Here is a 20,722-nt window from a genome sequence, read left to right as displayed (position 1 = left end):
TCCCTCCCAGGTGGTATATCTAATTTCTCTATGAAAAACGTCAGCTTCAGACGAATTTTCCAATTTCCCGTTTAATCCATTTTGGGATCAAGCGCATCGCGCAGCCCGTCGCCGAAGAAGTTGAACGACAGCACCAGGGCAATAATCGCCAGTCCCGGGAAAATCGCCAGATACGAGTTCGTCTCCAGATACGTACTGCCCAGCTTGAGAATATTGCCCCATTCCGGGATATGGGGTTCGATGCCCAGACCCAGAAAGCTGAGGCTGCTGGTGGATATTACCGCACCGCCGATGGTCAGTGTTGCCTTGACGATCATGGGCGCCAGCGAATTCGGAACAATATGCTTGAAAATAATCGACCTGTTGCTTGAGCCGAAGGCCCGCGCCGCATCCACATATTCATAAGTGGAGACCTGCAGCACATTGGCCCGCATGGTCCGGGCGTAGGTCGGGATCGCCCCGACGCTTAACGCCAGAATCAGGTTGACTGTATTGGCACCGAAGGCGGCAATAATCGCAATCGCCAGCAGGATGCCGGGAATGGCATACAGCACATCCAGCGCACGCATAATGATGTTGTCGGTATAACGTCCATAGTAGCCGGATATCGCTCCCAGCGTTCCTCCTAATAGAAGCGGGAGAACCGTAGACATGACCCCGACAATCAGGGAAATGCGCGCCCCGAAAATAATCCGTGTAAACAGGCAGCGTCCGAAATTATCCGTGCCCAGCGGATACGCTAATGACGGCGGCTGCAGAATCAGTGAATAGTTGTTGTCTACCGCCATTCCGTAATCAAAGGTAACATAGCTGCAGACGGAGACGGAGAACAGAAAGGCAATGAACAGCAGACCCAGCATCGCCGTCGTGTTCCGGGTCATCCGCTCCAGCACATCCTCCCACCCGGCTACTGCCGGATTGTCCCGGTTGCGGATTCGGACCAGCAGAATGATGCCCAGGGCCAGCGCGAACAAATTACCGGTCAGCGAGGTGAGGAGCAGCGGATAAGCGATCCAGACCAGCTTCCGGGAGATCTGGCGGCGGCTTACGAATCTGGCCGTAAGCACAACCACGAGTAGATGGAATACGGCTACCGCCAGCAGGACAAACATTCCTGTGAGGAAGGTGTCCGCTACATAAGGCTTGTAGAGGTTCAAGGCCGAGATGCCAATCACGGCTATCTGTGTCAGCAGGGTGTACACGGCCAGGGTGTACTCCGGTGACTTACGCTTCTGGATTAACTGAAGCGCTGCTGTTACCAGGAATACATTGGCAGTCACCAGGCTGAGGAGCTGAATATAACCCAGAGCGCGGGTTCTGGCGCGGATGTCTCCCTTAAGGATAAGGTCCCGGCGAATCAGCAGGGTTACCAGCACCTGGATTAGGGTAAAGATCCCATAGATCAGGCAGGCAATCCCTATATAAGGCTTGAACGCTTCTCTCTCCCAGTCATAACTGCCAAGCAGCAGGACCAGGGTTATGATCAGCGATCCGGCCCATGCGAAGCCTGCCTGCCGGTAATCCTGGGAGGTTGTGAGTCTAAGCTCTGCTGCGCGCCTGTCAGCGTTAGTGTTAACCATGAATGTCACCTGCTATCAGTATTGTTTCATCTTGGACCGGATACGCGGGTCCACAAAAGCATATAGAATATCAATAATGGCATTGATCAAGGAAATGGTGATTGCCGTATAGACCACCCCGCCCATAATGGCCGGAATGTCGGGAATGAACTGCTTATCTACGATGTAGCTGCCCAGCCCGCTGATGTTGAATACCTTTTCTGTAACGGCAGCCCCGCCCAGCATGGCTCCGAATTGAAGGCCGATCACGGTCACAATCGGGATGAGCGCATTGCGTACAGCGTGCTTCAGCAGCACCTTACGTTTGCTTAGCCCTTTGGCGGTTGCTGTGATAATATAATCTTCGTGAATGACCTCAAGCGTGGACGCCCGGGTCATCCGGGCAATCGCTGCCGTCAGGCCTGTTCCCAGGACCACCACCGGCATAATGAAGGTCAGCCAGTTCCCCGGATTGAACGTTGCCGGAAGCCACTGCAGCTTAATGGAGAAGCCAAGGATGAAGACCAGCCCCTGCCAGAAGCTCGGGATCGACAAGCCGATCAGCGCAATCAGCATGAAGGTATAATCGAACCAGGAATTGGGCTTCGCGGCCGAGATAATGCCGATGGGAATGGCAATCCCCACAGCCATCAGCAGGGAGAACAGCGTCAGCTCCAGCGTAACCGGGAATTTGCGTCCGATGGCCGAGACAATCTCTTCATTCCCCGCAAACGATTTGCCGAGGTCGAACATCGCAATTCCTTTGATATTATCCCATAGCTGCACCAGATAAGACTGATCCAGCCCGTATACCCTGTTGAATTCGATGATCTGCGCATCGGTGGCTGTCTGGCCGAGAATATTGACTGCGGGATCGAACGGCGAGATATACAATATGGTGAAGACAAGCACTGCCACGCCGAAAATAACGAATACCGTCATTACTAATCTTTCAAATATGTATTTGAGATACGGGCTGCTATAGAGCCAAATTAACAGATATAGCGGCAGGCCCGGAATGAATGATAACGGTAAAAATAACGGATGCTGCAGCAGTGACCGAAAGGTACTGATAAACGTTGATCTGGTAAGTCCCTGCTCCTGCAGCCTGCGCTCCGCCCGCTGCGCAGCCATATGCTCGAACCGTTCTGCTGTCAGCTTCTGCGCTTCTGCCTCAAGCTCAGTGTCAGTCAGCTGCTGCCCGAAGAATCTGGCCTTGCTCTGCAATTGGTCGGTGAAGTCCGCCTGCAGCTCCTTCTGAAGCCCCGAAGCCAGCAGCTCCTCCCGTGTCTCCCGCAGGACGGAGGTATGGATATCCCCGGCTGTGCGGGTACGGTGAACAAGCAGCGTGAACAGATTAACAGGTGCGCCGAGCACCAGGGCGAAATAACGGTATGAGGCGTTCTGCAGCAGTTTGCCGTAAGCATCACCTATGACCTCTGCGACAGGTATGCCTCCACTTTTTGCCGCCTCCATAGTACCTGTCCTCCTCAATCTTTCATTTTTCATTTTTGAATTTGTACTATTCCGATAGATAAGGTATATTTTATTAATAGAGTGGTCTAAAGTCAAGCTATGTTATCTAAAATTTCAGGAAAATTGGCAGGTGTAACTATGGAACCGATTTTGACAGTAAATAATCTGCACATCTCTTTCCAGAGCCATGATGAGGAGCGCGCCGCCGTCCGCGGCGTAAGCTTTGAAGTACATAAAGGGGAAACGCTGGGAATTGTCGGGGAATCGGGCAGCGGCAAAAGCGTCACCGCCCGTTCCATCATGAGACTATTGCCTTCCCCGCCCGCACTTCATAAGGACGGAGAGATCTTCTTCCTCGGAGATAATCTCGCAGCGAAATCGGAGAAGCAGATGGAGAATATCCGCGGAAGGGAGATCGGAATGATCTTCCAGGACCCGATGAGCTCGCTGAACCCGACGATCCGCATCGGGGAACAGATCAGCGAGAGCCTGATCAAGCACCGCAAGTTGTCCCGCAAGGCTGCGAAGCAGGAGGCGCTGGAGATGCTGAAGCAGGTCGGCATCCGCGACAGCGAAGCACGCTACCAGCAATACCCGCATGAATTCTCAGGTGGGATGCGGCAGCGGGTCATGATCGCCATCGCTCTGGTCTGCCAGCCGGCGCTGCTCATTGCAGACGAGCCGACTACGGCGCTTGATGTGACCATTCAGGCCCAAATCCTCAATCTGATGAAGCATATGCAGCAGCGCCTGGGCACCTCCATCATTCTGATCACCCATGATCTGGGGGTCGTTGCGGGGATGTGTGACCGCGTGGCGGTGATGAAGGACGGGGAGATCGTAGAGACCGGCACCACCGCGGACATCTTCGCCCGCCCGCAGCATCCTTATACGCAGCGGCTGCTGAATGCGTTGCCCCGGCTGGACGAGAAGAAGAAGCCGAAGCCGCCCGGCCTGATTATACAGGGTGAAGGCAAGCGGCCGCTGCTGGAGGTCAGATCGCTGAAGCAGCATTTCAACCTGGGCAAAGGCCGGGTGCTGCGTGCAGTGAATGATATCAGCTTCCATATCCGTGAAGGGGAGACGCTCGGCATGGTCGGTGAATCCGGCAGCGGGAAGTCTACGACTGGACGTTCTATTCTCCGCCTGCACGAACCGACAGGCGGCGATGTGCTGTTCCACGGTATGGCAGTGAACCGGCTGAACGCCCAGGAGATGAAGACCATGCGGCGCCATATGCAGATGATCTTCCAGGACCCGTACGCTTCCCTGAATCCGCGCTTCAAGGTGATGGATATCATCGGCGAAGCTCTGGATGTGCATCAGCTCGCCGGCAGCAAGAACGAGCGGAAGAGACGGGTGGAGGAGCTGCTGGACCTGGTCGGGCTGGACCCGGCGCTCGCGATCCGCTACCCGCATGAATTCTCCGGCGGCCAGCGGCAGCGGATCGGCATCGCCCGTGCCCTGGCCGTTGAGCCGAAGTTCATTGTCTGCGATGAACCGCTGTCTGCACTGGATATGTCCATTCAGGCCCAGGTCGTCAAGCTGCTGGAGGATCTGCAGCAGCGTCTTGCCTTGACGTACCTGTTCATTGCCCATGACTTATCCATGGTCAAACATATCAGCGACCGGGTTGCCGTGATGTACAATGGCCGGATTGTCGAGCTGGCCGAGAGCGAAGAGCTGTACACCAATCCGCAGCATGATTATACGAAGTCGCTCCTGGCCGCTATCCCCGTACCCGACCCGAAGATCGAAGCGGCCAAAAAGCGTGTCCTGCTGGAAGAACACAGCGGCGGCGGTGACAAATACAATCTTGACCAGTCCAGTCTGGTCGAGGTCTCGCCGGGCCATTGGGTCGCTCTGCCAACGGGCTGAGGGGTGGAGGCTGAGTGAGGGCCGCCCTACATTTCGATTAATCGCTTAAGAAGGGACAGGCATCCGCCTGTCCCTTTGTACTTGTTGTCAACTATTTGTGAGCAATTGCAAAATAGAGAATATTTCGTTCGATTTTTCCGGACTCAATACATTGTTATTCCAATATTCCCGAATTGCTCCCCCTGCTGCATACGGTGAAATGCCTGTACCGCGTCTTGTAACGGATATACCCGGTCAATGATAGGATGCAGTGCGTGACGCTCCATAAATTGAAGCATATCAGCGAACTCCTCACTACTGCCCATTGAGCTGCCAATGATACTGATCTGAGGAAAAAATAAGGATCTCATGGGGAACTGCATCTGATCTCCCGAGCTGGCTCCGAAGGTGACAATCCGGCCACCCGGTTTAATAACCTCAAAGTAGTGCGGGAACGTTGCCGGTCCGATGCTGTCGAGGATGAGATCCACGGCGGCTCCGTTCATACTTTTTGTCCAATCGCTATGACTGTCGAATGCGTGGTCAGCCCCATGGTTGAGGGCAGCTTGTCTTTTGATTTCACTACGTGAAGTAACACTGACACGCGCACCAGCTGCTACAGCCATCATCATGGCATACGTTGCCACACCGCCGCCAATGCCAGGGATCAGAACATGCTCACCTTGCTGTAAGCAGCCTCTCGTGAACAGAGCCCGATAAGCCGTCAAAGCGGACAAAGGCAGCACACCCGCTTCTGCCCACGACAAGTAAGCTGGCTTACTGACAGCATTTTGTGATGGAATGATAATAGCCTCCGCAAAAGTGCCATCCGAAGGACCGCCCACAATCGCTGGGACGTCCGGGACCTTGTCGGCCGACTCCCATCCAATACACGGATTAATAATCACTTCATCACCTACCGTATGATTGGCTACACCTTCCCCTACCGCTTCAATCCTGCCTGCACCATCAGAACCTATAATTAGAGGGACATCCGGTTCTGTCCGGTCTGCCATGATGAACAAGTCCCTGTGGTTCAGCCCTGCAGCCTTTAATCTTATTTTTACTTCACCGGCCCCCGGCTGTTTGTCCACCATATCTTCGTATCTCAAGCCCTCCAGGCCGCCATATCCAACATGTACAACTGCTTTCATTCTGATCCTCCCTAAGTCGTTAGTAATGAATCTATACTCAATTGTACTTAGTGGAAGGAATCCGGTAAAATGATCAGAACTGAAAGTGACTATCACAATTCATCATACCAAGAAGGTGACATAGATATGGAAAGCGGAGATTTGAGAATATTTCAAGCCGTCGCCCGTGAAGGCAGCATAACGAAGGCCGCGCAAGTCTTGAACTATGTCCAGTCCAATGTGACGAACCGGATTCAGTTCCTTGAGGCTCAGTTGAGGATACCCCTTTTCCGCCGGACCAATCGGGGGATGATCTTAACGCCGGCAGGTGAGAATTTACTGGAATATGCAGATCAGATCCTAACTCTGATGGACGAGGCTGTGAAATCCACGCAATACTCGGAGCACCCTGCCGGCCCCTTACGGATAGGCTCAATCGAGACGACAGCGGTCATTCACCTGACCTCTCTTATAACCGCGTACCACTCCCGGTATCCCGAAGTTAATCTATCGCTAATAACGGGTGAGACGCATGGTCTCTTACAGAAGGTGCTCGATTACAAATTAGATGGTGCCTTCGTCTACGGACCCATTGACCAGCCTGATATAGAATCTGTTACGGCTTTTGAAGAGGAGCTGGTGCTTATCTCGGAACCGGGTCTAAGCGACATGCGCGAATTGCTCACGAAGCCCATGTTGTTCTTCGACGTCGGATGTACGCACCGGGCAAAAGCCGAGCGCTTCCTTGACGAAAGTGGAATCCCCTCCTATCAGATTATGGAATTTGGAACCTTAGAAATGATTATAAACGGGGTATCGGCGGGGCTCGGCGTATCTATGCTGCCACAATCGTCGATTGCCAAAGCCGAAGAGGCCGGACTAATCGCTTCCCACGGCCTTCCTGAAGATTACCGGGAGTTGCAGGTATGGTTTGTCCACCGCCGGGACTCTGTGTTCTCCAGTGCGTTGTCAGCCTTGCTTCAAATGATTGAACAGGCTTAGATATCCAAAAGGAACGGCGTCCCTTGGGCTACCGCTCCTTAATTAATGTCTGAACCTCGCACACCGATTGAATCATGCTAGATTCGGGTTAGCATACGAGAAATTCAAGTGCACTTCTGCTCCTTATTTCCTCCTTGGGGCCGTATTTGAGAAATTCAAGTGCACTTCTGCTCTTCATTTCCTCCTTGGAGCCACATTTGAGAAATTCAAGCGCACTTCTGCTCCTCATTTCCTCCTCAGGGCCACATTTGAGAAATTCAAGTGCACTTCTGCTCTTCATTTCCTCCTTACCCTCTGGGTTCCCCGCTCCGCCTACATTTGGCGGATTCAGAGGGATTTATCCCTTTGATTTGCCCACTCCGCCCACATTTGGCGGATTCAGAAGGATTTATACCCTTGGTTTGCCCACTCTGCCCACATTTGGCGGATTCAGTGGGATTTATCCCTTTGGTTGGCCCACTCCGCCCACTTCCGGCGGATTCAAAGGGATTTATCCCTTTGGTTGGCCCACTCCGCCCACTTCCGGCGGATTCAAAGGGATTTATCCCTTTGGTTGGCCACTCCGCCCACTTCCGGCGGATTCAGTGGGATTTATACCTTTGATTCGCCCGCTCCGCCCACTTCCGGCGAATTCAGAGGGATTTATACCCTTGTTTGGCCCGCTCCGCTGACGAATACCACAACCGCCCAACTTCTAAACACAAACAACCCCAAGCCGCTCCGCCTGGGCGGAATGGCTTGGGGCACAGATAAGGTGTGTTTTATTTCGAGCCAACTTTTCGCTGCGTTTCTTTCCGCTCTACCGCCTACTCCACTTCTCACTCTACTTACTATCTTACTTTCCCGCCTCACCTCCTACTCTACTTCCTGCGTCACTTCCGCCCTAAGTCAGCGCTGCCCAAAATGAATAACCTCATGCTCCTCCGCACTCCTGTAGGTTCCGAATACAAGCTCCAGCGTCTTCAGATTGTCTTCTCCGCTGGTCTGAAATTCCTCTCCGGTGTTCAGACAATGAATGAAATGAGACTGCAGACGGAAATGGCTCTCTTCAAAATCAAGACCGTTGTTCTCCGTAACAATCGTCTCCGTCCCGCTGTTATCAATCAGGCTAAGGGTGCCGCTGCTGTACAGCTTCAGTGTTGCCTGATCTCCTTCGATGATCAGCTGTTCTTTATGCTCGGGCAGCACCGGCATCGTAAGCAGGCCCGGCAGATTCTGCCGGGTCGCCCAGCTCATATCCATGAAGCCCATATAGTCCTCGTATCCAAGCGTAATCAGCCCCGCATCCTCGCCGGTAATATAAGGGCTGACCCGCCGGGTCTCCGCATATAGCCGCTTGGGGTCCCCGAACAGGAACCGCCAGGTATCGTACCAGTGAACGCCCATCTCGTAGAACAGCAGCTTCGGCATCTCCCGGAAGAACGGCTGCGGGAGCTCATTCTCCGGTGCAAACCGGGGAGAATAGTAGTCTGTATGAATGTAGCGGATCGTGTGAAGCCCTCCCGCTGCTCCGCTATTCAGCAGTTCCCTGATCGTCTGCATCGGCTGCAGCCAGCGCCAGTTCTCCGTGACCATCAGCCGGACCTCCGCAGCCTTGGCAGCTTCGACCATCTCCCGCGCTTCCTCCATGGAATGGGCGAACGGCTTCTGGCACATGATGTGTTTGCCTGCCCGGGCGGCTCTGCCGACTAATTCGGGATGGGTATCCGGCGGAGTAATAATATCTACTACGTCGATATCAGCAGCAGCCAGCATCTCCTCCAGCGTCCCATACAGCTTATCTTCGGGAATATCATAGGCCTCTGCCTTGCTGTACAGCCTGCTTTTATCGGGATCGCACAGACCTTGAATCTGAACCCCGGGGATACGCCGCCAGGCCTGCAAATGCTTATCGGACCAATACCCCGCACCCACTACACCAATCTTCCACATCTTATTCATCCTCCAAGTCCTTGTCCCCGGGCAAGCGCGTCATTCTCACCGCCATGTAGGTCCGCCCGGGCAGGTCGATCCGGAAGGTCCCCTGATAGCTGCCCGCAAGCCGCTCCACCGTCATATTCCAGGTATCCAGCAGCTCCACCTTATAGCGGACATCCGGGTTCATCGTGAACTGACGGAACGACGGCCGGTTAAATCCGAAGTAGTACAGATAATATTCGTCTTCAATCCCGGCTCTGGGCAGATCCCATTCCGAAGGCAACGGGTTCAGTCCCCCGGCGGGTCCTTCTTCCAATACGCAGCGCAGAAAAGCAATACGCTCAGGGCTGGTTCCGTAGAGCTGGCCGCCCTTGGCCCACCAGATCTTGTCCTCCGGGTGCAGATAGGTTTCGCCATGCCCGACATACCCTCCGCGTACCGCTCCTTCCCAGAAGCGGCGGACCATTTCTTCCCCGGTAATATTCCCCCAGCCATGTTCCACATTGCCCTCATAGGCACATTCGTCGATCACAACCGGCTTGTTCCAGCGTTGTCTCCATTCGTCCGTATTCTCGGAGGTCTTGTAGGCATCCACACGCTGAATACTGCAATGCGTAACCCAGGGCTGGTTGAAGTCATAGAACGCAAGACCATTATGGTTAGAAATCAGATGCCCGTAAGGATCATACGAGGTAACAATGTGGGCGAACCGCTCCCAGTCCGCAAGTGTTTTGGTTCTCATGAAATCATATTCATTGGCAAGGGACCACCAGATATGGCGGTAAGCCGAGAGTCTGGCCACAATGTAACGGAGATAGCGGTCATCCGCCTCCTTGCCCATATCTGCGAACCCCCAGCGGTCGTACGGATGAAACAGAATCAGGTCAGCTTCGATGCCAAGCTCCCCCAGGTCCGCAATCCGCTCCTCCAGATGCCTGAAGAACGCCGGATTGAACCGGCTGTAATCCCAGCCCTCCTCAAGCGAACCCTCATACGGATAATAGACCGGTTCATTAGTGTTATAAGAGTAGGATTTCGGAAATACACACATTCTTATTTTGTTAAAAGAAGACGCTTTCAAAGTCGCCAGCGTCTGCTCCTCCAACTCATCGCCCTGGTGGGTCCAGGCGTAGCAAGTAGTGCCAACAGGAAGATAGGGCGTCCCGTCCTCATAGACAAAATGAAAGGTATTTCTGACCCGGACCGGACCGTGATTGCCGCCAGCAGCAGCCGTACATTCAAAATCCCCTTCGATCCCATGGAGAGCAGGTTCATTGCTGCTGGTCCGGAAGGTCCACCTGCCTTCACGGTCCGGCATGAACCGGATGCGGTACACGCCTTCACCATCATAGAAGCCCAGCGCCAGAATGGAGCGTTCCTCCAGCGTAAACTCCGCTTGCAGGGCTACCTCTGTAAAGGGATTGCCCCCGGCGGGTCCCCCGTGCAGTACAATTTCACATACGCCCCATCGGACAGCCCTGTCCGTAACTGAAACAGCGTCGCTCCCCTGGAATCCAGCAGCCTGCCTTGCTTCCTCCTGATTAGCCATAGTACCTGCTCCCTTCCATATCCAACTAAACATTAACTAAACAAAACCGACGATAATCATGCCGTTTATATATTTCCATCCTACAATACGCCTGAAATATCGTCAATAGTCTTATTTATCAAACGGTATTCAGGGTCTACTGGTCACCCTCCAACTAAACATAACTAAACAAAATCCATTCCCCCTTGCTTCATTGCTAAAACTAATCTCTTCCCTTACACTAAACATACTTAAGATACTGTGAATGGAGGAATATGCATTGAATATGGAGGAGCTTGCCCGCTTGGCCGGGGTCTCCAAAGGCGCTGTTTCTCTTGCCCTGAACGGGAAGCCGGGGGTAGGGCAGGAGACACGCGAGCGAATCCTGCGGCTGGCCAGGGAATCAGGATATACAGGCAACAGCAAAGGCAAAGGCAAAACAGCAGCCGCTGAGGCGAACGGCACAACCCTGCGCTTCCTGGTATTCACCAATGCCGGACTGGTCCATGAGGAATATTATCAGCAGCCCTTCTTCCGCGAGCTGATTCACCATATTGAAGAACGCTGCCGCATGGGTGGATACCGTCTGATGTTCTCCGCGATTGAAGAGAAGCACTATGAGCAGGGAATCCGCACCATTATGGAGGAACCGACCAGCGGTGTTATTCTTCTCGGCACCAGCCTGGAGTCCTCCAGAATAGCCGATATTGCGGATAAGCTGCCCGGCTTGATCGTTTTGGATACTTGCTTCGATGCACTCCCTGTCCATTTTGTAGAGATCAATAATTATATGGGCGCCTATCAGGCGGGTACCTATCTGACCGGGCATGGACACCGGAGAATCGGCTATATCGCTTCCGAGGAACGTATCCATAACTTTGAGGAGCGGCAACGGGGATTCATGGCGGCCATGGCAGAGGCTCAGGTGGAGATTCCCCGGAGCAGCCTCCTGGCGGTGCCCCCTACCCTGTTCTCCTCCCAGGGACCCCTGCGGGACAAGCTCCAGCACCTGAAGGACAGCGGCCAGCCTTTTCCTACCGCCTTCTTCTGTGAATGCGACTATATCGCCATCAGCACCATCAAGGCACTGGGTGAACTGGGCTTCTCCATCCCGGAGGATGTATCGGTTATCGGCTTCGATAATATCAATGAATCGCTGATTGTGACCCCGGAGCTGACGACGGTTCATGTGGAGAAAGAACGGATGGCCGCATGGGCAGTAGACCTGTTCACATCCTCCCTGGGCGTACCGCCCGTGGTCAGCACGAAGATCAAAGTCGATACGCTTTTTATCGCAAGATCCTCCTGCAGGCGGCTTGAACCCGTTACAGACCTGTAGGACATAGACTTCCTTATATTCGCAAAAAAAACAGGAGCCTCACCCCAACCGCGCTAACGGCTTGAGGCAGCTCCTGTTTCTATTTCCCGCTGAAATGAATGCCGCCCTTAAAAAAGGTCGGCGCAGCCGTTGCCGCTTATGGCTCTAGCGGTCCAGCCAGGTACGCATCATGGATAACAACTGGCCGCTGTTGACCGGCTTGGTAATATAATCCGAGCAGCCTGCTTCCAGGCATAGCTCCCGGTCTCCCTTCATTGCTTTGGCGGTAAGCGCAAGAATGGGGAGGTCCTGGAACTCCGGCTTCTGCCGAATCTCGCGGGTTGTCTCGTAGCCGTCCATTCCCGGCATCATGATATCCATCAGGACAATCTCGATATCCGGTGTCTGCTCCAGCAGGGTGATGGCATCCTGGCCGTTCTCCGCGGGTATGACCTTCATCTGATGACGCTCCAGAATGGAGGTGAGTGCGAAGATGTTGCGGATATCATCATCTACTACAAGCACCTTTTTATATTCAATCATCTCATCCGACTGATGCAGCTTAAGCAGCTTGTCTCTGGAGAGAGGCGGCAGATTCTCTGCCTTGCGGTGCAGGGCGAGCGTTGTCTCATCAATCAGCTGGATATCCGACTTCACCTCTTTGAGCACCGCCATCTTCACCAGCTCATCCCACTCGGTCTCTTCCTCCGGCGTCAGCTTCCGGCTCATATGCACCAGGACGGGAATCCTTTTGTTCCGGGCATTCTTGTACAGCTCCCGGATGAACCGGATCAGATTCATATCCGTCAGGCCGCTGTCCACAACCACACCTCCGAACTCCTTGCTGCCCAGCTGGTTCAAGGCTTTGCGCCCTGTATCGACTACCGTGAGCTGGATATCCGGGTTGTCCAGCAGCCCGGCTATATGCTTACGCTCCTCTTCATCGCGGACCGCCACCAGCAGCTTCGTGGTGGTATTATCTGCGAACCGGTTCAGACGGTCGAGCGCATTCTCCAGCTCCTCGTTGGTCACCGGCTTGCGGAAGTAATCGTAAGCTCCCTTTTGCAGCAGCAGCACCTCGTCCTCATCCACAGTCATCACACAAACCGGGATATGCCTCACATTGATATCATTCTTCAGCTGCTGCAGCACCAGCCAGCCGTCGGTATCCCCGCCAAGATGCAGATCCAGCGTAATCGCCGCCGGCTGATACTGATGAACAAGCTCCATCACATCCCACCCGCTGGTGGCGATGACCGCCTTGATCCCCTTTTTATGGAGCATCCCGAGAATGATCTCATTGAACTTCTGGTCATCCTCAACGATCAGGAACACACGGTCTCCCGGCTTGATATCCTCGCGGTCGTCAACGAAGGATTCCTCTGCCGGCTTCGCTAGGCTGCTGCGGCGTTTGGCCGGAGTAATGTCAATGACCTCGGGAACATGAGCCTGCGGGAGCACCGGCTCTGTGAATTCCGCTTCCGTTGGCAGGTACAGATTAAATACGCTCCCTTTGCCCACTTCGCTGTACAGGGTAATCTCTCCGCCCAGCATCTCGGCAATCTCGCGGGAGATGGCAAGCCCCAGGCCCGTTCCGCCGTATTCCCGGTTCGTGCTGCCGTCCGCCTGCTGGAAGGCTTCGAAGATAATCTGCTGCTTCTCCTGCGGAATGCCGATCCCGGTATCGCTTACGGAGAAGCAGATCACCGTTCTGGCCCGCTTCAGCGACTCATTGTCCGGGTGCCAGCCATCCTCTGCCTTGCGGATCTGGAGCATGATCTGCCCCTGCTCCGTGAACTTGAAGGCGTTCGAGAGCAGATTCTTCAGTATCTGCTGCAGCCGCTTGGAGTCCGTTGCGATACTGCCCGGCACGCCGGGATCAACGGTGATCCGGTAGTCGAGCTTCTTGGCATCCACCATATGGCGGAAGGTGCGGTCCAGTCCGCCCGTCAGCTCTGCCAGAGAGACCTCGCTGAAGTCCGGCGTGATCGTGCCGGATTCGATTTTGGACAGATCCAGGATATCATTGATCAGGTGCAGCAATTCCAGTCCCGAATCCTGAATCGTCTTGGCGAACTTCACCTGAAGCTCGTGCAGATTCTCATCCGGGTTCTCGGCCAGCTGTTCTGCCAGGAGCAGCAGGGAATTCAGCGGGGTCCGCAGCTCATGGGACATGTTGGCCAGGAATTCAGATTTATATTTGGAGGTCAGGGCAAGCTGCTCTGCCTTCTCCTCCAGGTAACGCTTGGCAACCTCTACCTCGTGGTTCTTGCTCTCCACTTCCGCCTTCTGGAGGACGAGCAGCTTCGCCTTATCCTCAAGCTCGTCATTCGTGCTCCGCAGCTCCATCTGCTGCTTCTGGAGCTCCTCGGTAAGCGACTGGGACTGAATCAGCAGCTCCTCCGTCCGCTGGTTCGCCTGCATTGTGTTAATCACACTGCCGATGGATTCTGTAAGCTGATCCAGGAACGCGATGTCGATATCGCTGTATGGACGGAAGGTGGCCAGCTCCAGAATCGCCAGCACCTGATCCTCAAAGATAATCGGCAGCAAAATGATATTCAGCGGCGTGGCTTCCCCCAGTGCCGAGGAGATCATCACATAGTCACCCGGTACGTTGGTCAGTAGAATCCGCTGCTTCTCAATCAGGCACTGGCCGACCAGCCCCTGGCCCGCGCGGAATTCATTCGCCAGATGCTTGCGGTTCTGATATGCATAGCTGGCGAACAGCTTCAGGACCGCTTCCCCGCCGGAGGGTTCATTGATATAGAAGACGCCATGCTGCATCGACACAAGCGGCGCCAGCTCGGACAGGATCATACGGCTGACCGCATACAGGTCCCTCTGCCCCTGCAGCATCCGCGAGAACTTGGCCAGATTGGTCTTAAGCCAGTCCTGCTCGGTATTGATCCGGGTCGTCTCCTTCAGATTGCGGATCATTTCGTTGATATTGTCTTTGAGTGTCGCCACTTCTCCTGAGGCGGATACGTCGATGGCCCGTGACAGATCGCCGTTCGTCACTGCGGTGGCAACGTTGGTGATGGCGCGCACCTGCGTGGTCAGCGTACTCGCCATGTAGTTAACGTTGTCCGTGAGATCACGCCAGGTCCCCGCCGCCCCCGGCACACTGGCCTGTCCGCCTAGCTTCCCTTCGGCACCTACCTCGCGGGCCACGGTGGTAACCTGGTCGGCGAAGGTCGCCAGGGTCTCGATCATGTTATTGATCGTATCCGTCAGCTCGGCAATTTCGCCCTTGGCTTCCACCGTCAGCTTCTGCTTCAGGTTACCGTTCGCCACTGCCGTCACGACCTTGGCGATTCCGCGTACCTGATCGGTCAGATTGGTCGCCATAATATTAACGTTGTCGGTCAGATCCTTCCAGATCCCCCCGACACCGCGCACCTGGGCCTGTCCGCCCAGCTTGCCGTCTGTACCGACCTCACGCGCCACACGCGTAACCTCGGAGGCGAACGAATTCAGCTGATCCACCATCGTGTTGATCGTGTTCTTCAGCTCAAGCAATTCGCCCTTGACGTCTACCGTAATCTTCTTGGACAGGTCCCCGTTCGCTACCGCCGTGGTGACACCGGCAATGTTGCGCATCTGGATCGTCAGATTACTCGCCATGTAGTTCACCGTGTCGGTCAAGTCTTTCCATGTACCGGAGACATCCTTAACTTCGGCTTGTGCGCCCAGCTTGCCGTCCGTGCCCACTTCACGCGCTACACGCGTCACCTCCGAGGCGAAGATCGAGAGCTGGTCCACCATCGTGTTAATCGTGTTCTTCAGTTCCAGAATTTCGCCTTTGACATCTACCGTAATCTTCTTGGACAGATCTCCCTTGGCTACCGCTGTGGTTACATCGGCAATATTACGCACCTGGTCCGTCAGATTCCGGGCCATGTTATTTACGCCTTCGGTCAGATCCCTCCAGGTGCCGCCGACCCCCTTGACTTGAGCCTGTCCGCCGAGCTTGCCGTCCGTCCCTACCTCGCGCGCCACACGCGTAACCTCGGAGGAGAACATGGAGAGCTGGTCCACCATCGTATTGATCGTATTCTTCAGCTCCAGGATTTCGCCCTGCACATCCGCAGTGATCTTCTTGGACAGGTCGCCGTTCGCCACCGCTGTCGTTACCACCGCAATATTGCGCACCTGATTGGTCAGATTGGACGCCATATAGTTGACGCTCTCGGTCAAATCCCGCCAGGTCCCGGCCACGCCCTTCACCTGGGCCTGTCCGCCCAGCATCCCCTCGGTGCCCACCTCACGCGCCACCCGCGTGACCTCGGAGGCGAAGATCGACAGCTGCTCCACCATGGTGTTAATGGTGTTCTTCAGCTCCAGGATCTCGCCGGTCGCATTCACCGTAATCTGCTTGGACAGGTCGCCTTTGGCCACGGCTGTCGTCACTTCGGCGATATTACGCACCTGATCCGTCAGCGTGCCCGCCATAAAGTTAACGCTGTCAGTCAGATCCTTCCAGGTGCCGGAGACTCCCTTCACATCGGCCTGACCGCCGAGAATACCTTCAGTAGATACCTCGCGCGCTACCCGCGTCACCTCGGAGGCGAAGTTGCTGAGCTGGTCCACCATGATGTTAATCGTGCTTTTGAGCTCCAGAATCTCGCCCTTCGCATCGACGGTAATCGTCTTCGACAAGTCGCCCTTGGCCACCGCAGTGGTTACCTCTGCAATATTACGTACCTGATTGGTTAAGTTCGAAGCCATGTAATTTACACTTTCGGTCAAATCCCGCCAGGTTCCGGACACGCCTTTGACATCGGCCTGTCCGCCAAGTATCCCTTCCGTCCCCACCTCGCGGGCCATCCGGGTCACCTCAGAAGCAAACGTCGATAATTGATCCACCATCGTGTTGATCGTATTCTTCAGCTCCAGAATTTCGCCCTGGACATCGGCGGTAATCTTCTTTGACAGATCGCCGTTCGCCACCGCAGTGGTCACCACCGCGATGTTACGTACCTGGTTCGTCAGATTGGACGCCATATAGTTAACGCTTTCGGTCAAATCCCGCCAGGTCCCGGAGACATCCTTCACATCGGCCTGTCCGCCGAGCTTGCCTTCTGTCCCCACCTCACGCGCCACACGCGTCACCTCGGAAGAGAACATGGAGAGCTGATCCACCATCGTGTTGATCGTATTCTTCAGCTCCAGAATTTCGCCCCGCGCATTCACCGTGATCTGCTTCGACAGATCCCCATTGGCAACGGCAGTGGTGACCGCCGCGATATTGCGCACCTGATCCGTCAGGTTCGTCGCCATATAATTCACGCTGTCGGTCAGATCCTTCCAGGTGCCGGAGACCCCTTTGACATCGGCCTGACCACCCAGAATGCCTTCTGTACCGACCTCGCGCGCTACACGGGTCACCTCGGAGGCGAAGGTGCTGAGCTGGTTGACCATCATATTAATGTTGCTTGCCGTTCTCTGGAACTCACCGGTGAGCGGCCGCCCTTCGATCTCCAGCTCCACCTTCTGGGACAGGTCGCCTTTGGCTACAGCGTTAATCACCCGGACCATCTCGCTGGTCGGCTGAATCAGGTCAATCACCAGACCGTTCAAGGAATCGGTGACCGTCTCCCAGGACCCGCCCAGATTCTTCTGCGCGAACCTTCTGGACAGATTCCCCTCCTTGCCGACTACCCGGGCCACAGCCTGAACTTCATGCACCAGGCTCTCCTGAATATCCATGATCTCATTGAACGTATCCGCTACCTTCCCGGCGATTCCCGTCCGGTCATAAGGCATTCTGTGGGAGAAATTGCCCTTCTTCATCGCCATCAAGGCGCTCAGCAGCTCGCCGGTGTCTATTACATCGCCGTGTATCTCATTGATTTGGTTGTCATCGCTCATAGTATCAACCCTGCCCCTTATCCAGCACATATTTTTGCATGACCTGTTGTATAACATCCAGCCTCACCGGTCTGGCGATGAAATCATCCACTCCCGACAATATACACTGCTGCATGAACTCCCTGGAAAAGTCGCCCGTCATCCCAATAATGACAGGAGGCTCATCTATGGACTGCGACTTCATGGCCTGAACCGCCTTCCAGCCTTCCCGGCCAGGGGTCCGCAGATCAAGGAACAGCAGCGGATAAGGCCTATGCTCCAGCGCAGCCAGTATCTCCGTACTATTCTCGGCCAAGTCGGCGGAGAACCCCAGCGTTCCGAGCATCCGCTGCAGCAGCTTCCGGCATACCTGATCCTCTTCCGCAATCAGCACATGTACCGGCGCAGCCGCAGGGCTTGTCTTCGGATAGCCTGCAACCCCCGGCACCGGCTCGTACTCCTCCGGCAGCTCGCCATGATGCTCATGGACAACGATGGTGAACACAAAGGTAGCCCCCGGTTCATCGGACGGCTCTGCCCGGATCATTCCGCCCATCAGCTCAACCAGGGATTTGCTGATGGATAGACCAAGCCCCGTGCCTCCGAACCTGCGTGTAGTAGACGCATCGAGCTGGGAGAAGGGCTGAAACAGCTCGTTTATTTTGTCCCGGGGAATTCCGATTCCTGTATCCTTGATGGTAAATTCAAGCGTAAGCTTATCCGCCGCTTCCCCCAGCTTGTTAACCATTATGTATACACTGCCTGCATGGGTGAACTTCACTGCGTTGCCTACCAGATTATTCAGCACCTGACGGAGGCGGTTCACATCTCCCGACAGATAGGGCGGCACGGCGGGGTCAATCATTACCACCATATCAAGCTTCCGCTCACGGGTCTTGGCGGTGAACAGGGCAATCGTCTCACTCAGGCAGTCTTGCAGCGAGAACGGCGCCTCCTCCACCACCAGCTTGCCGGATTCAAGCTTGGAATAATCCAGAATGGGGTTGATCACCGATAGAAGGGCATTGCTGCTTGTATGGATAATCCCTGCCATTTCAGCGTATTCCTCCGGCAGATCCGAGGCGAGCAGCAGATCAGACATCCCGATAATCCCGTTCAGCGGAGTCCGGATCTCGTGGCTCATCATAGCCAGGAATTCCGATTTCACCCGGGAGGCCACCTCCGCTGTTTCCTTCGCTTCCCTTAGCTCCTGATTGGTTCTCTCCATCTGCCTCGCCTGCATCTTCAGCATTTCGCTCTGGAGCAGCAGCGTTTTGTTCGCTTCATACATACTGACGTAACCCTCAATCTTGGATTTGAACAGCTGCGGGACGATGGGCTTCGTCATATAATCCATAGCGCCAACGGAATAGCCAGCGAAGATATCCTCCATGGTAGTGCTGTTAGCGGTCATGAAAATAATCGGCACGAAATTGTTCTTCTCCCGCGTGCGGATGAGGCGGGCCGTCTCCAGCCCGTCCATTCCCGGCATTTGCACATCCATTACAATGACCGCAAATTCCTCTTCCAGCAAACAGCGCAAAGCCTCAATCCCGGAATAGGCCCGAAATAACCGGTAAGGCTCTCCGCTGAGAACGGCCTCAATGGCAAGCAGGTTCTCGGGATGATCGTCTACGAGCAGGATGTTGATTGGATAATCCATGAGGACCCTCACTTTCCAACCTGTGGCTTGCTTACGTTTATATTTCGAAAATATAGCTTATATACCCAAAAATTCAAATCCCGAAACCCCGTCAGGTCTGCTGGTAATTCACTGCTGTAATCAGGCAATCGCTGCATAGAAAAGCATAATAGATTCCCTCGCTGTCTTCCGCCTGCTCCATGTCCATCTGTGCGGTGAAGGTCATCGTCTGCGAGCAGCAGGGACATGCGGGATAATCCGCATCCTGAATCCAGGCCGGATGTCCCCCGATCTGCGATGCCGGCGTCTCAAGTGTCCAATGCGCACTTTCATAAGTGCCTACAGGCTGTTCCGATAATTGCATCACATGCCATGCGGGGGACGCTGGCCCTCCGTTATTGTCAGGCAGATATTCAGGAACCACATTATAATCGCTCCATGCATAACCTCCTTCCAGATCAACGTTCATGAACACGGTGCCGTAGCAATTACAGTGCATACAGGCGGCAATCCTTAGACGCTTGCCGGGCAGCTTCATGAATTGAAGCAAAGGATGCTGCAAATCGTAATCGAATAAGACGGTCAATCCGCCTCCGCACCACGGACAGGACGCCGCCCCTGTCTGGAGCGCTGTCACCGCCGCAGGAGTGCGGGGAGCTTCCGCAATTTCTTCCTTATATACTTTGAATGGATAACACTCCGGGTGTATAAGCAGTCTCTTGCCGCCTCCGGCATCAAGCTCCCAGCCTGCTTCACGGGCATACATCTCGGGAGCTATATATAACGCTGACGCCCACACCGGCGGGGACTGCCGCCATTGCGCAAACAGCCTGACCACTTCTTCATCACCAATCCAGGCCAGTGCCAGCAGCAGGTGATTCCGGTTCCCCGGATCAGTCTCCACCTGAGCGATGAGCCGGTCCCGGATCACCGCGTCCGCATCCTTGTAGAGGATCGCCGGATAATAATTCCCTGTGCGCAGGAAGCTTTCGAGGCCCGGGCCGAGCCGTGTATCTGTGTAACAGACAAGGGACAACAGAATCGTCTCCGCCTGGTCAACCTCCTCTTCTTCCAATAATTGAACCGCGTAGCTCTCCATTCGCTCCCGTTCTTCCACGGTCAGCTCATGATACAGCTCCTGCTCTGTTAGGGGGTAGGGCACTTCCCGGATAAGCGGGTCAGGCTTCTGCGGGCTGTGCATGATTGTCAGAATTTCAACCCGGTCTTCCACACCTGCATATCTATTGATCTCTTTCCGGTTCTGCTCAATATAAGCCTGTCTCTGCTCCGCAAGCTTCCGCTGCTGGCAGGGCATACAGATACCGCCTGTTCTCTGCGCCGTTGCCGGAAGAATGCTTCCCGTGCAGCCGGGGGTCTGACAGGGCAGACGTTCACTCATAATCTCTCTCCCTTCCGGATCACTTTCATTATATTATA

General features: G+C 54.7%; 12 protein-coding genes. 3 read left to right on the top strand and 9 right to left on the bottom strand.

Annotated elements, in window-relative coordinates; translation table 11 throughout:
* Window positions 1-71 precede the first annotated feature (71 nt).
* Both KDC22_RS07490 and KDC22_RS07485 read right to left on the bottom strand, forming a co-directional pair.
* The gene (locus KDC22_RS07490) at window positions 72-1,580 is read right to left on the bottom strand and encodes an ABC transporter permease (protein ID WP_211722581.1); all 1,509 of its coding nucleotides are present in this window, start codon (window positions 1,578-1,580) and stop codon (window positions 72-74) included.
* Window positions 1,581-1,595: 15 nt separating this feature from the next.
* Entirely contained in the window at window positions 1,596-3,035 is a 1,440-nt protein-coding gene (locus tag KDC22_RS07485; protein WP_173130974.1) for an ABC transporter permease, read from the bottom strand.
* Window positions 3,036-3,173: 138 nt separating this feature from the next.
* On the opposite strand from KDC22_RS07485, the gene KDC22_RS07480 reads away from it, so the two are divergent.
* Entirely contained in the window at window positions 3,174-4,913 is a 1,740-nt protein-coding gene (locus tag KDC22_RS07480) for an ABC transporter ATP-binding protein (protein ID WP_211722580.1), read from the top strand.
* 143 nt (window positions 4,914-5,056) lie between these two features.
* On the opposite strand, the gene KDC22_RS07475 is transcribed toward KDC22_RS07480, so the two are convergent.
* Entirely contained in the window at window positions 5,057-6,046 is a 990-nt protein-coding gene (locus tag KDC22_RS07475) for a zinc-binding dehydrogenase (protein ID WP_211722579.1), read from the bottom strand.
* A gap of 126 nt (window positions 6,047-6,172) precedes the next feature.
* Here KDC22_RS07475 and KDC22_RS07470 point away from each other — a divergent pair, with 126 nt between their 5' ends.
* Window positions 6,173-7,027, top strand: a complete 855-nt coding sequence (locus tag KDC22_RS07470; protein ID WP_211722578.1) for a LysR family transcriptional regulator — start codon at window positions 6,173-6,175, stop codon at window positions 7,025-7,027.
* An 88-nt stretch (window positions 7,028-7,115) separates the two neighbouring features.
* Here the strand turns inward: KDC22_RS07470 and KDC22_RS07465 are convergent, their stop codons facing one another.
* From KDC22_RS07465 to KDC22_RS07455, 3 genes are all read right to left on the bottom strand, one after another.
* Window positions 7,116-7,307, bottom strand: a complete 192-nt coding sequence (locus tag KDC22_RS07465; RefSeq protein ID WP_211722577.1) for a hypothetical protein — start codon at window positions 7,305-7,307, stop codon at window positions 7,116-7,118.
* A gap of 608 nt (window positions 7,308-7,915) precedes the next feature.
* The gene (locus tag KDC22_RS07460; RefSeq protein ID WP_246553372.1) at window positions 7,916-8,968 is read right to left on the bottom strand and encodes a Gfo/Idh/MocA family protein; all 1,053 of its coding nucleotides are present in this window, start codon (window positions 8,966-8,968) and stop codon (window positions 7,916-7,918) included.
* Window positions 8,961-10,493 carry a DUF5605 domain-containing protein gene (locus KDC22_RS07455; protein ID WP_246553370.1) on the bottom strand — a complete coding sequence of 511 codons (1,533 nt, stop codon included), beginning with the start codon at window positions 10,491-10,493 and terminating at the stop codon, window positions 8,961-8,963. Before KDC22_RS07455 ends, KDC22_RS07460 begins: the two co-directional genes overlap by 8 nt.
* Before the next feature lie 259 nt (window positions 10,494-10,752).
* Here KDC22_RS07455 and KDC22_RS07450 point away from each other — a divergent pair, with 259 nt between their 5' ends.
* Window positions 10,753-11,811 carry a LacI family DNA-binding transcriptional regulator gene (locus KDC22_RS07450; protein ID WP_211722575.1) on the top strand — a complete coding sequence of 353 codons (1,059 nt, stop codon included), beginning with the start codon at window positions 10,753-10,755 and terminating at the stop codon, window positions 11,809-11,811.
* Between the two features lie 144 nt (window positions 11,812-11,955).
* Here the strand turns inward: KDC22_RS07450 and KDC22_RS07445 are convergent, their stop codons facing one another.
* The 3 genes from KDC22_RS07445 to KDC22_RS07435 form a co-directional block, all read right to left on the bottom strand.
* A complete protein-coding gene (locus KDC22_RS07445; protein ID WP_211722574.1) occupies window positions 11,956-17,664 on the bottom strand; it encodes a HAMP domain-containing protein in 5,709 nt (1,902 codons plus the stop codon).
* A 4-nt stretch (window positions 17,665-17,668) separates the two neighbouring features.
* Window positions 17,669-19,306 (bottom strand): response regulator, encoded by a 1,638-nt coding sequence (locus KDC22_RS07440; RefSeq protein ID WP_211722573.1) that lies wholly within the window; start codon window positions 19,304-19,306, stop codon window positions 17,669-17,671.
* Window positions 19,307-19,397: 91 nt separating this feature from the next.
* On the bottom strand, window positions 19,398-20,684 hold the full coding sequence (locus tag KDC22_RS07435) for a DUF1963 domain-containing protein (RefSeq protein WP_211722572.1): 1,287 nt from the start codon (window positions 20,682-20,684) through the stop codon (window positions 19,398-19,400).
* Between the last annotated feature and the right edge of the window lie 38 nt (window positions 20,685-20,722).

The sequence above is a fragment of the Paenibacillus tritici genome, assembly GCF_018207515.1.
GTDB lineage: Bacteria > Bacillota > Bacilli > Paenibacillales > Paenibacillaceae > Paenibacillus_AQ > Paenibacillus_AQ tritici.
The sequence above is the reverse complement of the archived record's forward strand: the minus strand, read 5'-3'. Positions and strand labels throughout refer to the sequence as shown.

What these genes read in the sequence shown, in the direction of transcription:
- KDC22_RS07490 (WP_211722581.1), bottom strand. Translation starts at nt 1,580, where the DNA reads ATGGTTAACACTAACGCTGACAGGCGCGCAGCAGAGCTTAGACTCACA.
- KDC22_RS07485 (WP_173130974.1), bottom strand. Translation starts at nt 3,035, where the DNA reads ATGGAGGCGGCAAAAAGTGGAGGCATACCTGTCGCAGAGGTCATAGGT.
- KDC22_RS07480 (WP_211722580.1), top strand. Translation starts at nt 3,174, where the DNA reads ATGGAACCGATTTTGACAGTAAATAATCTGCACATCTCTTTCCAGAGC.
- KDC22_RS07475 (WP_211722579.1), bottom strand. Translation starts at nt 6,046, where the DNA reads ATGAAAGCAGTTGTACATGTTGGATATGGCGGCCTGGAGGGCTTGAGA.
- KDC22_RS07470 (WP_211722578.1), top strand. Translation starts at nt 6,173, where the DNA reads ATGGAAAGCGGAGATTTGAGAATATTTCAAGCCGTCGCCCGTGAAGGC.
- KDC22_RS07465 (WP_211722577.1), bottom strand. Translation starts at nt 7,307, where the DNA reads ATGAAGAGCAGAAGTGCACTTGAATTTCTCAAATGTGGCCCTGAGGAG.
- KDC22_RS07460 (WP_246553372.1), bottom strand. Translation starts at nt 8,968, where the DNA reads ATGAATAAGATGTGGAAGATTGGTGTAGTGGGTGCGGGGTATTGGTCC.
- KDC22_RS07455 (WP_246553370.1), bottom strand. Translation starts at nt 10,493, where the DNA reads ATGGCTAATCAGGAGGAAGCAAGGCAGGCTGCTGGATTCCAGGGGAGC.
- KDC22_RS07445 (WP_211722574.1), bottom strand. Translation starts at nt 17,664, where the DNA reads ATGAGCGATGACAACCAAATCAATGAGATACACGGCGATGTAATAGAC.
- KDC22_RS07440 (WP_211722573.1), bottom strand. Translation starts at nt 19,306, where the DNA reads ATGGATTATCCAATCAACATCCTGCTCGTAGACGATCATCCCGAGAAC.
- KDC22_RS07435 (WP_211722572.1), bottom strand. Translation starts at nt 20,684, where the DNA reads ATGAGTGAACGTCTGCCCTGTCAGACCCCCGGCTGCACGGGAAGCATT.